The sequence below is a fragment of the Dokdonia sp. Asnod2-E02 genome (assembly GCF_045063915.1).
GTDB lineage: Bacteria > Bacteroidota > Bacteroidia > Flavobacteriales > Flavobacteriaceae > Dokdonia.
Window position 1 is genome coordinate 289,438 of sequence record NZ_JBEFNX010000005.1, and the last position, 14,847, is coordinate 304,284.

Here is a 14,847-nt window from a genome sequence, read left to right on the forward strand (position 1 = left end):
TTACATATCTAGAAGGTAAGCAAATATGAGTGGTGCTACGATGGTTGCATCACTTTCTATAATAAACTTAGGCGTGTTCATATCTAGTTTACCCCAGGTTATCTTTTCATTAGGCACAGCACCACTATAAGAGCCATAGCTAGTTGTGGAGTCACTTATCTGGCAGAAATAACTCCAGAATGGTGTATCTGTGCGCTCCATATCTTGATAAAGCATAGGCACAACACAAATAGGAAAATCGCCAGCGATACCACCACCTATCTGAAAGAAACCTATACCGTTATCTGAGTTTGCCGTATACCAGTCTGCTAGATAGGTCATATACTCAATACCAGATTTTACGGTACTTGCTTTAAGTTCACCCTTCATCACGTAGCTAGCAAAAATGTTACCCATTGTACTATCTTCCCAACCTGGCACTATGATAGGTAGGTTTGCCTGTGCGGCAGCATACATCCACGAGTCTTTTATGTCTATCTCATAGTATTCTTCAAGCACGCCAGAGAGTAATAATTTATACATAAACTCGTGTGGGAAGTAGCGCTCACCGGCAGCCTCTGCATCTTTCCAGATTTTTACAATATGTTCTTGTATTCTCCTAAAGGCTTCCTCTTCTGGAATACACGTATCTGTAACTCTATTTAAACCACGTTCTAATAAATCCCACTCATCTTGTGGGGTTAGATCGCGATAGTTAGGCACGCGCTCGTAGTGGCTGTGCGCTACAAGATTCATTACATCTTCTTCTAGGTTTGCACCAGTACAAGAGATGATCTGTACTTTATCTTTACGTATCATCTCTGCAAATATTTTACCTAGCTCTGCCGTACTCATAGCACCTGCAAGAGATACAAGCATTTTTGAGCCCTTATTAAGTTGCTCCTCGTAGGCTTTTGCTGCATCTACTACAGAGGCTGCGTTAAAGTGTAGGTAGTACTTCTCTATAAATTGAGAGATTGCTCCTTTAGTCTTCATCTTGATCGTATTTTAACTTTGTGATTGTGTTTTGATTTTTTGCATAGAGATTATCATTATCCTCATCTGCATCGTGCTCCATAAATTTGTAGCTCAGCATTTTATAGTAAAGCTTAGCCGCTAGAAAGTCTGAAGATTTTTCTGAGGTATTAGGACATAGCTCTACGATGTCAAAGCCAACCACATTCTTTTCTTCAAAAACCTTTCTTAAAAACTCAAGTGTCTCATACCATAAAAGTCCACCTGGTTCTGGAGTACCGGTAGATGGCATAATAGAAGGGTCTAAGGCATCAAGATCTAGCGTTATGTACACATTATCTGTAATAAGCTCTAAGGCATTATCCATCCAGTAGTCATCTGTACTCATATCGTGTGCATAAAATACGTTTTCTTCATTGAGCACTGTTTTTTCTGAGGCATCCATACTGCGTATACCTACTTGCACAAGGTTTGTAGTCTCATTTGCTTCATACATCGCACAAGCGTGATTATATACAGAGCCTTCATATTCCTTACGTAGGTCTGTGTGTGCATCTAGTTGTAGTACAGTTAAGTCATCATAACACTCATTAAAAGCACGTATAGCCCCTATAGATACAGAGTGTTCTCCACCCATCATCGTGACAAACTTATTGCGTAAAATAGCGGCTTTTACCTCCTTGTGTACTTCAGCTACCATTTCTTCTGGAGTGTTATGCCCCGTAAGAGCCTCTGCAAGAAATACACCTTGTTTATAAACCTCTGTATCTGTCTCTATATCGTACAGCTCCATATTTTCAGATGCGTGTAAAAAGGCTTCAGGACCTTTATCTGCACCTTTTCCCCAGGTACTAGTACCGTCATAAGGGACAGGAATTAATACGATTTTTGAAGATTCGGCGCTGGCATATTTTTCATCTATACCGGCATACGTTTTTTGAGATTTCATTGTAATTTGTTTAAGTTTTGTTATTTGTGTTAGTTTACTGTTTCTTGGTTTGTGAGGTAGTTTTTGATTCCGCTTTCGCGAAAGCGTCATTAACCCCATAATCATATCCCAAAATGGATAGCAATTGCTCAGAGGTTTGCTGCTCTGCAAAAACGCTAGTTACCAGCTTACCATCTTCATCACGATCTATTAAAACGTGTTTTGGGGTAGGGATGAGGCAGTGTTGTAACCCGCCAAAACCGCCTATAGTTTCTTGATAAGCACCCGTATTAAAAAAGCCTATGTATAGCGGTTTATCTTTATTATATTTAGGTAGATAGATCCCGTTCATATGCTGCTCACTGTTATAATAATCATCGCTATCACAGGTAAGACCACCTAGTAAAACGCGCTCATATTCTTTTTGCCAGCCGTTTATGGCAAGCATTACAAAACGTTTATTAATCGCCCAGGTATCTGGTATGGTGGTGATAAATGATGAGTTTATCATATTCCACTTTTCGCGATCATTCTGTTGTTTTTGATATAGCACTTGGTAAATCGCACCTCCACTTTCTCCTACGGTAAAACTGCCGAACTCTGTAAAAATGTGAGGCACCGCCACGCCAGCCTCATCACAAGTTTGCTTAATCTGGCCTATAATCTCGCTCACCATATATGCATAATCATAGTCGAAGGCGAGTGAGTTTTTTATAGGAAAACCACCACCTATGTTAAGGCTATCTAGTGATGGGCACACCTTTTTAAGAGAGACATACACCTTCATACATTTAAGAAGCTCGTTCCAGTAGTATGCGGTGTCGCGTATGCCCGTATTTATAAAAAAGTGCAGCATCTTAAGGGTCACCTTAGGGTTATCCTTTATCTCTTTATTAAAAAAGGGCACAATGTTTTTATAACCCAGGCCTAAACGAGAGGTGTAAAACTCAAACTTAGGCTCCTCTTCTGAGGCGATACGTATACCTATGTTATAATTACCATCTATAGCATCACTCAGCAGGGTGATCTCTTCATAATTATCTATAACCGTGATACAGTTTTTATGACCATTGTTTATGAGACGTGCGATGTTTTGAACATATTGGTCACGTTTAAAACCGTTGCTTATCACAAAGGTGTCGTCATTGATCTTGCCCTGTGCCTTGAGATTTTCTACAATATCTATATCAAAAGCAGAGGATGTCTCGATATGGATATCATTTTTTAAAGCCTCGTCTAGCACGTGCTTAAAATGCGAACTCTTAGTACAATAGCAGTAGTTATAACTACCGGCGTAGTTGTGCTCTTTTATAGCAGCTGTAAACCAGGTTTTTGCTCTGTTTATATTATCAGAGATTTTAGGTAGGTATGTAAACTTAAGTGGTGCACCGTGTTCTTTTATAAGTGCCATTAAATCTATCCCGTGGAACTGGAGCTCATTTGTTTTTAGGGTGAACTCTTCCTGCGGAAAATCAAAAGTTTGATCTATAAGATCAAAGTATTTTGTCTTCATTATAAAGTTGTAAAATATGTAAATAGAGATGTGGGCCCAGTGATAATAGGGCAATGGAGTGATCTTCTAGTACATTCAGATGCGGAAAATGAATACCGTATAAGGATCAAAGCTTAGAAGCTTTAATGAAGTAAGGGTAGTAATGATTTCAGAAGTCAGCCTAAAAATTCGGGTCTCTATCCCTAGAGCAGCTTTCGAAGTAGACTTCCTTATCCTTCTAAGCCCGAATATGAAAAAAGATTTCATCGTTATGACAATTCGATTTAACTATGCTCGAATTATGCGGTAAACATAGTGAAAAAAACAAATCAAAAAACTTTTTTGTAAAAATTTTAAAATTATTTTCAACTAACTGAATAGCAATAGTTTGATTTGTGTTTTAAGGAGATAATTGTTACTCAGGTATGCTATATTCTAGACTTAAAACATCTTGATGTAGTGTGATTACGCTTTCGCGAAAGCGTACTTAATACCGTTATGCCGCTAGCGTACATAATAAGTGTTAAGAATGTGTTTAAGGATGCGATGTACCTATTAAGACGTTCTTAATATCTTATCCATCTTGCGACCTTTGGCCAGCTCGTCTATAAGTTTTTCCATCTGCCTGCACTGCCTGTAGAGCTCAAACTCATCATCTATCTCCTCAATGCGGTAACCGCATACAACACCCTTTATGAGATGGGCATTAGGGTGAATGGTTGCTTCTTTAAAAAAGGTTTGAAATGTCACTTTCTCGTCTATAAGTGCCTGTAGTTGTGCCTCATTATAACCGGTATACCATTCTATAACTTGATGAAACTCCTCCCTGGTACGTCCATTTTTTTCTAGTCTATTCCAGTAAAGTGGGTATATGGATGCAAATATCATTTGTGCAACCTTATCTTCTTTTGCAGTAGTAACTTTCATAGTGTTGTGTATATTAATGAACTTAAATATACAATTATTTACAGATAGCGATGAAGATGTGATGATGTGCTGAATGTAATTGAGGTAGAGTTGTTTTTAACTCAGTTCTTTGTTGGCAACAGTTTTTCTTTTTTTATTCAGCTATTTCTGTATTTTCTTTTGTTCCACCAAATAATATGGCAATTGCAGAGATTATCGCTGGTGAGAACAAAATAAATAAGGTCAATATCGCAACGTAAGAGTTTCCAAAGCCAAACTGAGAAGCAAAAATAATTGGTGTAAATACAAGAAAAAACATTCCAAATATCAATGTCAAAATTCCGAGTATTTTTGAATATTTATTTACATTAAAATTTGTTGAACCAAACTTCCGAGCGTTCCAACCTGTTGCTGACATTAATAGAAACATAAAAAATGTTATTATTATTCCATATTCAATTTTTTCGACAAACATTATTACTAAACTCACGAAAGACATAATCAAATAGAATATTGACGAAAACCAAGCACTTATTCTTACTAATATTAATTTCATTAAATTTTGTTTTCAAATTGTGGGTGATATTTTTTTAATCTCCTTGTCCTTTTGGAACTATAACAAAAGCCCATTCAACCTCTTCAGGAACTTTATATTCATCTAAAAACTTTCCGCCAAGACCACTAACTTGAGATTTCTTATCCTCAATTTCGAGTCCATAAGTTTCTCCAAACATAAATTTCACTCCGTTGTCTAATTTAAGTGTATCAATGTCTTTTAAGTTAAAAACTCGGAACTCATTTGGTTCTATTTTTAGGTTCTCAATAATTCCTATATCGTGAGAAGTTTCATTGTAAATAAAGATTTGGTATGTTTTACCAGTTTTATTGTATTTGGCAGGAATTATAGAAATTTCATTGCCTTTTTCGGTGAAAACGTTGCCATTCGAATCAGTCCATTTTTCCAATTTTTCAGGTTCAGTTTTTTGTTCCGATTTCACAAACTTTTCATTAACATTTTCTGTTGTTTTCTTTTCAGTTTCTTTTTGTCCACAAGCAGATAATGTCAAAATGATTATAAAAATTTTAACGTATTTCGTCATTTCTTAAATTTTTGCCAACAGGCCACTACATAAAGCGAGTGCGGCATACTTCGACAAGTTCAGTACAAGCTTTGCTGGAGTGCCTGTTTTTTGTTATTTAATTGATTGTTTAAATATACACTTATTTGTGAATCTGTCGCCGCGCATAGAGCTTTCAAATCCCGATGTACTTCGGGACGCGTTATGTAATAGTTCTTACATCCGACGAGAGAGGAACGACCGAGAGGAAGGCACAAGGTGGCGGCTGATTGAGTAGGGTGAGAGCTTTAAAATCTTAGCAGATTTGCTCTATGATCCATCTGTTCCAGAACCTTGATTTTTGCTCTTACAATCGCTCTTAAACCGATTTTGAAGCGTAGCCATACGATTGCGGTAATAACCAAGTATGCAACTGCCTTTTGTGAAGCTTATTTTATCGTGAACTGCGAGCCCTTGGGCAATCAGCCGCCACGTCTGCGTATATGAAACGTAGCGTGTAAAAAGACACTATCGTTTCGGATTATACACGAGCCGAATTTTTAAATTATTCTTTTTATCTTAATTTTTTCAAAAAGCCAAATTTAAAAATTTGGCGGTCTTCGTAAATACACACAAACCTCTCGGAAAGCCTATAATAGCTATGTTTTATATACATTGTTGTAAGTAGTTTATTGACTTGATTTCGATTTATAATTGCAATTTGTAAAAATCAGAACTACACCATTTTTGGAATAAACATCACCATAATATTCTGCTATTTTAACTCCTTTTACGACTTTCACGACTCTAATATCCTCTTCAAATAAATTTTCAACTTTTTTTTCAACAGGTTTTCGGTCAACAATAAATAACGGTTGGCCACCATTACGAATAGATTCGGACATATTCTTGTTTCTTTCTAATTCGAAAACAAATAACTCGTAGTCAAAGCCCATTATAATTTTATTTCTTCTGTATTTAGACACCTTTTTTTGATTTCCAAAATACCCTTCTTTACTAAATTTTAATGTGTCTTTTTTTGAGGCTTTAATTTGATAATTGCCTTCGCAATCAGATTGAACTGAAGATTTATTTGATAAATTATATACAGTTACATTATCTACAGGTATTCCTAAATCGTCAATTATATTTCCAGAAACATCTTTTGATTGCCCAAAAGCCACTGATACTGTCAGAATTAGAAATCCTAGATACTTAAACATTATGACATCTGTTTTTTAAATTACTTACAACAGGCCACTACATAAAGCGAGTGCGGCATTTTCCTGGTTTGCTTTGTATTGCGGTCTAGTTTGTTTGGACTAAATATACAATGAATTTTGAATTTGTGCGCCGCGCATAGAGCTTTCAAGCCTGCTTCCGACGAGTGAGGAACGAAGAAGATGAAGGCACAAGGTGGCGGCTGATTGAGTAGGGTGGGAGCTTTAAAATCTTAGCAGATTTGCTCTATGATCCATCTGTTCCAGATCCTTGATTATAGCTCTTACAATCGCTCTTAAAACGATTTTGAAGCGTAGCCATACGATTGCGGTAATCACCAAGTATGCAACTGCCTTTTGTGTAGCTTATTTTATCGTGAACTGCGAGCCCTTGGGCAATCAGCCGCCACGGTCTCGTATATGAAACGTTGCGTATAAATAAACACTAATTTTTCGGATTATACGCGAGCCGAATTTTTATTTTTTATGATTAACTTTCATTTTTTTAAATATACAAAAAGAAAAATTTGGTGGACTTAATAAAGAAGCAAAAAACTTTCGAAAAGCCTTTAATAGCTATGTTTTATATACATTGTTGTGCATAGTGCTTTTCACGTTCAGCTTGGTTTTCCGATGTTTGTTGTTTAGTTAAGATGTGAGCGTTAGCAAGACATACTCTTTTACAGTTTTGGCGAGTTTGGATGATGCGACTGTAAATGTGTATGGCTTAAGCGTTGGCATTTTGGTTATCGATTTTTCAAGTTTGTAGCGAATTTTTCCGCAATGTTATTCAATCCCAATTCATTTTTTGTAATCGGACTGCATTTAAAATTGCTAATAATGCTACACCTACATCTGCAAAAACTGCTTCCCACATTGTAGCTAAACCACCTGCTCCCAAAATCAAGACAATGACTTTAACACCAAAAGCTAAAATGATATTCTGCCAAACAATTTTTCGTGTGGAACGACTTATTTTAATGGCTCTAACTACTTTCGAAGGCTGGTCGGTTTGAATGATAACGTCTGCTGTTTCAATAGCTACATCACTACCTAAACCACCCATTGCAATACCAACGTTACTCGCTGCTAACACTGGTGCATCGTTAATACCATCGCCTATAAAGGCTATTTTGTTTTCAGGATTTTTCTTTAAAATTTCTACTTCGTTTAATTTATCTTCTGGTAGCAAACCACCTTTAGCATTTTCGATGTTCAACTCTTTAGCGACTTGTTGCGTAATGGAATCTTTATCACCGGAAAGCATCATAATATTTTTAATGCCTACTTTTTGTAATGCTGTAATAGTTTCTTTTGCATCTTCCTTTAATTCATCTGCTATGACTACATAACCTGCAAATTGATTATCGATTGCAACTAATACTATCGATTCTACAATTGATTCCGTTTCAGATGGTACATCAATATTATTAGTTGTCATTAAGGCTTTATTACCTACTAAAACTGTTTTACCATTTACAATGCCTTTTAAACCTTTACCAGCAATTTCAGAAACGTCTTGTGCTTCAAAATCCTCTCCTTCAGCCTTATACTCTAAAATTGCTTTAGCAATTGGATGCGTGGATTGTTCTTCCATCGCCATTAAGTATTGCATAAATTCGGTTTCATTCCAACCGATTGCTTTTACTTCTTTGATTTTAAAAACACCTTTGGTAACGGTTCCTGTTTTGTCCATTACCAAAGTATTTATCTTGGTCATTGCATCTAAAAATGAAGCACCTTTAAATAATATTCCATTTTTTGAAGCTGCTCCTAATCCACCGAAATAACCTAATGGAATTGAAATCACTAACGCACAAGGACAAGATATTACCAAGAAAATTAATGCTCTGTATAACCAATCTCTAAAGAAATAATCATCTACAAAAAAGTAAGGTATAAAAGTAACACCAATAGCTAAAAACACTACAATTGGTGTGTAGATACGAGCAAACTGTCTGATAAACAATTCTGTTTTAGATTTACGTGCTGTAGCATTTTGAACCAAGTCTAATATTCTCGCAATAGAACTGTCTTCAAACTTATTGGTTACCTCAACTTCAATAACGCTTTCTAAATTAATACTACCTGCGTAAACCTTGGCTTCTTTCTGAATAGAATCTGGTTTGCTTTCGCCTGTTAATGCTGCTGTATTTAAAGATGCTTTTTCGGATAATAAAATACCATCCAATGGAATTTTTTCGCCTACACGAATTTGAATTTTCTCTCCAATATTTACAGCTTCTGGCGACACACTAACATAATCACCATCACGAAATACATTGGCTTCTTTTGGCCTAACATCCAATAATGCTTTAATATTTCCTTTTGCTCTATTTACTGCTGCGTTTTGAAATAATTCACCTACTGCATAAAATAGCATTACTGCAACACCTTCTGGATATTCACCAATTATAAATGCACCAATTGTAGCAATAGACATTAAAAAGAACTCGGTAAAAACATCGCCTTTTATAAGACTTTTCCATCCTTCTTTAATTACTGGAAATCCAACAGGAATATATGCTAAAGTGTACCAAACTACTCGAATCCATCCTTCAAATTGAGGAATGGCATCAAAATAATCTACAGCGATACCTACCATTAACATAACAAAACTTATAATAGCAGGAATGTATGTTTTGAATGCACTTCCATTTCCGTGGTCGTGACCATCATCGTGAGAATGTTGTTCTTCTGAATTTGGTTTTAAATCTCTTAAATTGACTTTCTTTTTTTTCATTTAATATCTAATAATTTTTTAATGTCATTGGGAATAGGCATTCGTTTTAATGGTGGTACGTTTGCTCCACCTGTATTACCAAGTGGAACGTGATTTATAAATGATTTCCAGCCACCCACAAGCAACCTAATTATTTGACCTATTACTTCTTTAGTATCTTTTTGTCTAAATCCAAACTTTAGCATAAGCCAATGTGAATAGGTATGTTCTATTGGGTAAGATTGTCCTATTATATGACTACGTTCTAAATGATACCAAGCATCACCAAATTGTTTATTTTCTAAACAGAAACTGTATTGTTTTAATTCTTCGTTATACGCCTGTTTTAGATGTTTAGGTATTTTAGTATTAAACTTCATATCCTCTAATTTTGGATAAATGTACTTTAATAGTAAGTGCAATGGAAGTGCAATAATTAGCTACTACACTTATCGCAAATACCTTTTACCACCAAATTTACATTCTCTGACACAAAACCATCAGGTACTTTAATCTGCGGTATTTTATGTTCTGTTAAGCATACGGTTTCATTGCAATTGTTACAATGGAAATGTAAGTGCAAATCGGTTTTTATATCACAATTACATCCCTTTTCGCATAACGCATATTTTGTAATCCCTGTACCATCGTCAATTTGATGCACAATATCCTTTTCTTCAAAGGTTTTAATAGTTCTGTACAAGGTAGTTCTATCTGCTTTTTCAAAAGCATTTTCAATATCACTTAATGTTACCGCTATCTCTTTTTCTGCAAGAAACTTATAAATTAACATACGCATTGCTGTTACACGAATATTTTTTGACTCTAATACTTGTTCTATTGTTTCCATAGCTAATCGTGGTCTTCGTTTCCAAATGGTTTGATAATAAGACCTACACTAAATATAAAACCATCTGTAGGTGCATAAATCTCTGGAAAAACAGGATTGTCGTGTGGCGGTAAAACCAAAGGTGAAAATCTGCTTTGTCTTCTATCTGTAAAGTTTTCAAAATTTACAAATACACTTCCTAATTTAAAGTTACGCATAACCAATAAACCCATAGTTACAAAGTCTGTAGTCTCTGTTCCGTTAGATAAAAACTGTTTCCCTGTATAAAAGGTTTCGTAACCAATTCGCCATTTTTCAGATTCGTACATTAAAACACTACCTGCGTTATGTTTTGCGGTTAATGGCTTCTGTGGATTACCAGGTAAATAATTTAGTTTGGTATCAATAAGCGCATAGTTTAAAAACCATCTAAAGTCTTTGTAAGTAAATTTTATATTGGTTTCTGCTCCTTTGCTAAAGATTTCATCTGGTGCATTTTCAAACTGAAATAAACCGTTATTAGTTGAATTTAAGAGTAAGCCATCATTTATTGCAGTCACATAGAATAATTGGTTTATAGAAAAACCAATCTCATCAGATAATCGTGTTTGATAGTTTACATCGAAATTAACACCATAAGAACGTTCTGCATCTATTGTTGATTTATCTATGGCGAGGACATTTTCAAAGTTAATATACTCTGCTTCTTCTGTAAAAATATCTGGAATCTTATACCCTAAACCTCCACCAATTCTACTTGAAAATCCACTATCATTTTTGTAGAGTAGTGAAATTCTTGGAAGTGGAAAAAAACCAAAATCAGTATTATAATCTGCTCTTAATCCTGTTTCTAATATCCAATTATCTGATAAGTCATAAATATTATTTGCAAATGCGCCAAAGGTCACATCTTTCTGGTCTCGCTGTAGTTGTGCGTTATCATTTTCATCAAAATTTGAGGTATAAAGATTAGCTCCAACTATCCAATCCGTTTTTTCTGATACTGTATTATATGAGATTTCAGTAAACGTATTTGTTTGTTTGCCATCAAAATTAAAATCTGGAACTGTTAAATTCCTATCGAAAAAAGAGACACTATTTTTAAACTCTAATGAACTAACAGAATCTAATTGTGTTTGATATACCAATTGACTGCTTAATCGTTTTGAATTGTTTTCTTCAGTATATTGATGTACGCCATTTTCTCCACTTTCAATTTTTGTCATATCTCCACCAATTCTATCATCATACGTTCCGTTTAATCCAAACCAAAGTGTTGTTTTCTCTGATGGGTAATAAAACAATTTAGGATTAAATGAAATTGATGTTGTTTTTGGTAGATTGCTAAAGCCATCATCTTCTGGGTCGTATGCTTTTTGGTAATGACCAGAGCCATAAAGTGAAATACCAAATTTTTCATTTCGTTTGCTATAAAATACATTGGCTGTGCTTCCTAACGCTTGTGTTTGTGTAAGCATTATGTCTAATGCAGGTTCAAAGTCTGGTGTTTTAGATACCATATTTACTAATCCTGCAATAGCACCTCCACCGTAAAGTGTTGACGAACTTCCTTTTATAATTTCAAATTGTTGTAAGTCTAAAGGTGGTATTTGTAAAATACTCAAACCACTTGAGAAACCACCATATAATGGAAACCCATCTCTTAAAAGCTGTGTGTACCTGCCATCTAATCCTTGAATACGAATATTGGTACTCCCACTACTTAATGATGTTTGTTGCATTTGTATTCCTGTGCTTTCTCGAAGCACCATAGAAATATTAGTAGGATTCATTATTGCTTTTTCTCCTAATTCCTCTGCACCTATAAACTCTATACGTGTCGGTATTTTTCTTACGGTTCTTGTACTTCTTGAAGATTGCAATACTACTGCATCTAATTGATTGCCACCTTCTTTTAATTTAAAGACTAACGCTGAATTGCTTGGAATTTGAATTGTTGTCTCAAATGTTTCAAAGCCTAAAAAAGAAATTATTATTTGATGCTGACCATCTGGAATTTCTGTAAAAGTTGCAATACCATCAAAATCGGTTACTGCTCCTTTTTCTAATGCTTCAAAGTAAACCGTAGCACCCAGTAAAGGCTCGTTATCAGCTTCTGTTAGGACTTTTATTTGTATGTCTGACGTTTGTGCCTGTAACGATAGGCAAAGTATTGATATGAGCTTTATGCTCAATAGGTATTTATTCATTGAATTGTATTTGTAATTAACTAAATAATTGATATAAAATCGATTTGTTTTAGCTTATTACTTGTGGCGGATGCCAAATATTGGAAAGGAAATTAAACCCGTAAATAGGCTGATATGTAGAAATTAACTCCGTTGAGATTTCAACATTAAGTTTTAAATCAAACGTCTTGATTGGTTCGTAAGTAATAGTCATACCGCAACAATTACAAATACAAGTTACAGGACAAGAATCGTCACTATCTTCTTGATGATTGTTATTTGTACTTATTTCGTCTTGATGCTGGTCTTCTATGTTTAGACCATCAGAACAAGGCTTTGCTGAAAGCAATAGTATTATTAAGGATAATATGATTGTTGCAAATTTCACAATTACAAAGATAAAAATTTAATGATGCAATGGCGTTGCAAAGTTTTTTATTCCTATTGTCAAGAACGGAATTAGCGTTGGCAAAGAAACAGCTCTTTTATTTTTTAAGCGTTGGCTTTCGCGTTGGCAAAAAAATAAATGTGCTGTTTGCGCGTTGGCTTTTTTAGTTCAAACTTTCAATTTCAGAATGATTTTTCGCATTATGCACAACAGGCCACTACATAAAGCGAGTGCGGCATACTTCGACAAGCTCAGTACAAGCCTTGCTGGAGTACCTGTTTTTTGTTTTTTAATTAATTTTTTAAATATACACTTATTTGTGAATCTGTCGTCGCTCATAGAGCTTTCAAACCTGCCTCCGACGAGAAGGAACGAAGAAGATGAAGGCACAAGTTGGCGGCTCGTTGAGTAGGGAGGGAGCTTTAAAATCCTAGCAGATTTGCTTTACAATACATCTCTGCCATTTATGCGTGTAATGTGGTGCAATACCCTTTCGCGAAAGCGGAATTAAGCAAGGTACAACTTCAAAGTTAAGACAAAATCATCACCAGGGTGCTATACATTTGCGTATTTAAACCGTCTCGTGAGAAATAACAAATGACTACAAAACAGACGCTTACTGCCCGTTTTGCAAAAGATACATCTTTCCAAAATTAGAAAAGCTCAGAAAGAAATATCAATCTGAGCTTTTTAAAAAATTAGCGATGTCTTTGTACGTCTATTTTGATAGGCTTCATATGAATGAGATGTATACGGTGTAAAAATCGCATAATGAGATACGTCACATCTATCTCATACCAACGCACACCTCCAAAGTTAGGTCTAGAACCAAACTTGTGATGATTGTTATGATATCCTTCTCCCATCATCAAGAAGTCAAAGCGAAAGAGATTTTTAGAAGTATCCTTCGTTTTAAAGTTTCGGTAACCTAAAATATGTCCAAACCAGTTAATAATCACACCGTGTATAGGCGCCATAGCAAGTACTACTGGTAAAAATAGCCATTGCCACCAGGCGGTTGTAAATACGACAAAAAAGGCAATATATAATGCGCCCCAAAGCAATCTAGAGAAACGAGAACTAGCAAAAGCATCAAAACGTTTCCATTGTGGAACGTTCTTTTTAAACTTTTCATCTACTGCTACTCGGTCGTTATTAATGTCTTGGTAGATATTTTTTGTTTTCCACATCATAGCAAATGGATTTTCATCATAACTAGGGGAGTGTGGGTCCTTATCTGTATCTGTATAGGCGTGGTGCATTCTATGCATAATACCATAGCCATATGCGCTAAGGTAACTAGGCCCTTGAAAAAGCCAGGTTAGTACAAAGGTTATTTTTTCGGCAGTTTTTGACATTGTAAATGTCTGGTGAGCGGCATATCTATGTAGAAAGAATGACTGAAAAAACAGGCCACTATACCACATCACTATAACAAAGATGAGAATAAGCATTTCTTTTTTATGCAAAGGTACTCTGGCAGTAAAGGCAATACAATGAACCTACATTAAGTAATACGCTTGCGTATACGGCTTAGGGCTTGTGGGGTCACGCCTATGTAAGAGCTTATGTATTTGAGAGATACCTCCTTGAGAAGCTGTGGTCGTTCTTTAAATATACTTAAATAGCGTTGCTCTGCCGTTTGATCAAGAAGCGATTGTAGCCTTTTTGACTTAGTAATAAAGAGGTTTTCGGCAGTGAGCCTTCCTATAAGGTTACCTATGGCCGTCTTATTGTAAATTTCTTGAAGATCATTATAAGAAATACTAAGCATACTCGTATTAGAAAGTGCCTGTACAGCGTGCTCAGAAGGTTGTTGTAACAAAAACGAGTCGTAAGCACTCACAAATTGATTCTCAAAACAAAAGCCAAAGGTGATTTCTTTTTCGGTTTTGGGTTTTGGTATAAATAATCGCACCGTACCTGTAGTAATAAAGGAGATATAATTTTCTACTACACCAGCTTTATGAATGATTTCTTTTTTCTTAAAAGTACGCTCTTTTAGCTTAGAGCTAAAGAGCTCCCAATCACTGTCTGAAACGGGTGAAAACTTATTTATATAATTACGTATCTCTGTCAACGGTTTGCAAATGTTTGTATAGCAAAGATACTACTCATACATCTCTTTAAAATCGTTATCTAAAGATGTTTTTACTTTAGT

General features: G+C 35.4%; 14 protein-coding genes. All 14 read right to left on the reverse strand.

The window, feature by feature from the left end; all coding sequences use genetic code 11:
* The 14 genes from ACJJVM_RS01280 to ACJJVM_RS01345 all read right to left on the reverse strand — a co-directional run bounded on the left by ACJJVM_RS01280 (position 1) and on the right by ACJJVM_RS01345 (position 14,766).
* Positions 1 to 975, reverse strand: coding sequence for a deoxyhypusine synthase family protein (locus ACJJVM_RS01280; RefSeq protein ID WP_298350695.1), 975 nt, complete (start codon positions 973 to 975; stop codon positions 1 to 3).
* Positions 965 to 1,903 (reverse strand): agmatinase, encoded by a 939-nt coding sequence (gene speB / locus ACJJVM_RS01285; protein ID WP_405210519.1) that lies wholly within the window; start codon positions 1,901 to 1,903, stop codon positions 965 to 967. The genes ACJJVM_RS01280 and speB overlap by 11 nt, the downstream gene beginning before the upstream one ends.
* 34 nt (positions 1,904 to 1,937) lie before the next feature.
* Entirely contained in the window at positions 1,938 to 3,395 is a 1,458-nt protein-coding gene (locus ACJJVM_RS01290) for an arginine decarboxylase (RefSeq protein ID WP_405210521.1), read from the reverse strand.
* 534 nt (positions 3,396 to 3,929) lie between these two features.
* The gene (locus tag ACJJVM_RS01295; RefSeq protein WP_405210522.1) at positions 3,930 to 4,301 is read right to left on the reverse strand and encodes a DUF2200 domain-containing protein; all 372 of its coding nucleotides are present in this window, start codon (positions 4,299 to 4,301) and stop codon (positions 3,930 to 3,932) included.
* A 133-nt stretch (positions 4,302 to 4,434) separates the two neighbouring features.
* A complete protein-coding gene (locus ACJJVM_RS01300) occupies positions 4,435 to 4,836 on the reverse strand; it encodes a hypothetical protein (protein WP_405210523.1) in 402 nt (133 codons plus the stop codon).
* A gap of 34 nt (positions 4,837 to 4,870) precedes the next feature.
* The gene (locus ACJJVM_RS01305) at positions 4,871 to 5,380 is read right to left on the reverse strand and encodes a hypothetical protein (protein ID WP_405210524.1); all 510 of its coding nucleotides are present in this window, start codon (positions 5,378 to 5,380) and stop codon (positions 4,871 to 4,873) included.
* A 647-nt stretch (positions 5,381 to 6,027) separates the two neighbouring features.
* Positions 6,028 to 6,561 carry a hypothetical protein gene (locus ACJJVM_RS01310; RefSeq protein ID WP_405210525.1) on the reverse strand — a complete coding sequence of 178 codons (534 nt, stop codon included), beginning with the start codon at positions 6,559 to 6,561 and terminating at the stop codon, positions 6,028 to 6,030.
* A 787-nt stretch (positions 6,562 to 7,348) separates the two neighbouring features.
* Complete coding sequence (locus ACJJVM_RS01315) at positions 7,349 to 9,301, reverse strand: heavy metal translocating P-type ATPase (RefSeq protein WP_405210526.1); 1,953 nt, start codon at positions 9,299 to 9,301, stop codon at positions 7,349 to 7,351.
* Positions 9,298 to 9,660 carry a DUF3703 domain-containing protein gene (locus tag ACJJVM_RS01320; RefSeq protein WP_405210527.1) on the reverse strand — a complete coding sequence of 121 codons (363 nt, stop codon included), beginning with the start codon at positions 9,658 to 9,660 and terminating at the stop codon, positions 9,298 to 9,300. The genes ACJJVM_RS01315 and ACJJVM_RS01320 overlap by 4 nt, the downstream gene beginning before the upstream one ends.
* A gap of 56 nt (positions 9,661 to 9,716) precedes the next feature.
* Entirely contained in the window at positions 9,717 to 10,130 is a 414-nt protein-coding gene (locus ACJJVM_RS01325) for a Fur family transcriptional regulator (RefSeq protein WP_405202333.1), read from the reverse strand.
* A gap of 2 nt (positions 10,131 to 10,132) precedes the next feature.
* Positions 10,133 to 12,319: a TonB-dependent receptor gene (locus ACJJVM_RS01330; protein WP_405210528.1), complete on the reverse strand. Its 2,187-nt coding sequence runs from the start codon at positions 12,317 to 12,319 to the stop codon at positions 10,133 to 10,135.
* Between the two features lie 49 nt (positions 12,320 to 12,368).
* On the reverse strand, positions 12,369 to 12,686 hold the full coding sequence (locus ACJJVM_RS01335; RefSeq protein WP_405210529.1) for a DUF6660 family protein: 318 nt from the start codon (positions 12,684 to 12,686) through the stop codon (positions 12,369 to 12,371).
* Positions 12,687 to 13,384: 698 nt separating this feature from the next.
* On the reverse strand, positions 13,385 to 14,140 hold the full coding sequence (locus ACJJVM_RS01340) for an acyl-CoA desaturase (RefSeq protein ID WP_405210530.1): 756 nt from the start codon (positions 14,138 to 14,140) through the stop codon (positions 13,385 to 13,387).
* Between the two features lie 53 nt (positions 14,141 to 14,193).
* A complete protein-coding gene (locus ACJJVM_RS01345) occupies positions 14,194 to 14,766 on the reverse strand; it encodes a Crp/Fnr family transcriptional regulator (RefSeq protein WP_298350673.1) in 573 nt (190 codons plus the stop codon).
* Positions 14,767 to 14,847: the final 81 nt, after the last annotated feature.